Source organism: Mesorhizobium sp. M2C.T.Ca.TU.002.02.1.1 (genome assembly GCF_003997225.1).
Window position 1 is genome coordinate 1 of sequence record NZ_RZTO01001436.1, and the last position, 660, is coordinate 660.

Annotated in this window: 1 protein-coding gene; it reads right to left on the reverse strand. The window is 65.3% G+C overall.

Annotated elements, in window-relative coordinates:
- Positions 1–660 (reverse strand): YcjX family protein (locus EOD07_RS36625; protein WP_164772969.1); only part of this gene is annotated, 660 nt, incomplete at both ends.

Below are 660 nucleotides of genomic sequence, written 5' to 3' on the forward strand. Positions count from 1 at the left end.
AATGTCATCAGCGGCGCGAAGGTGAGCGCCGGAGAACCTTCGAGATCGCCCGGCATCAGGAAACGGCCGGGGGGCAGCGTCGACAGCGCGCGGTCGTCGAGCTTGCAGGCCTTGAGATAGGCGGCGAAGCTCTCGGCGAGACGGCGCGCCGTCATCTCGTCGGCGTCGGCATCGGGATTGACGGTGGAAGCCAGCTCGCGCCAGGCCTGAGACAGGTCGCAACGGACGGGCAGGGCGGCCAGCTCGACCGCCTCGCGCGAAAAATCGGCGAAGGATTTGCCGAGCAGCGGCAGGTCAAGCAACCATTCGCCGGGATAGTCGACGATATCGATGGACAGCTTTCCGGCGGAAAACAACCGGTTCCAGCCGGAAGCCGACTCATATTCGATGGTGAGCCTGAGCTCGGAGATGGCGCGCGTCGAGTCCGGCCAGACGCGGTCGTTCACCAAAGCCGCAACATGGTCCTCGTACTGGAAACGCGGAACGGCGTCGTCCGGCTGCTCCTCGAGGAAGGCGCGGGCGATGCGGCCGGATTTCTGCGCTTCGAACAGCGGCAGGCGTCCGCCATGGATGAGATTGTGGACGAGGGCGGAGATGAAGACGGTCTTGCCGGCGCGGGAGAGCCCGGTGACGCCAAGACGCAATGACGGAGAGAAGAGC